1 protein-coding gene is annotated in these 264 nt (G+C 35.6%); it reads right to left on the bottom strand.

Annotation, left to right across the window (positions count from 1 at the left end):
- Positions 1–183, bottom strand: a 183-nt coding sequence (locus tag RYX56_RS23030; protein ID WP_317124212.1) for an adenylosuccinate synthetase, incomplete at its 3' end; no start/stop codon positions are given.
- Positions 184–264 lie beyond the last annotated feature (81 nt).

Below are 264 nucleotides of genomic sequence, written 5' to 3'. Positions count from 1 at the left end.
ATTAAAAATCCCTGATGGAATTAAGTGGAGTTTGTAGGTTTCTTCGTTAAATTTAATGGTATGGCCTGCATTGTTACCACCTTGATAACGCGCAATTACTTCTGCATTTTCAGAAAGAAAATCGGTAATTTTCCCTTTTCCTTCGTCTCCCCATTGTGTACCAACAACAACTACTGATGACATGAAAGGCACCTCCGAAATATTCACTTCTAGGTAATTAAATATTAACACCACCTTAGTGTACCAATTTTACTATCAAAAATC

Origin of the sequence: Alkalihalophilus lindianensis (assembly GCF_032843265.1) — a bacterium.
Classification (GTDB): Bacteria; Bacillota; Bacilli; order Bacillales; family Bacillaceae_D; genus Alkalihalophilus; species Alkalihalophilus lindianensis.
The sequence above is the reverse complement of the archived record's forward strand: the minus strand, read 5'-3'. Positions and strand labels throughout refer to the sequence as shown.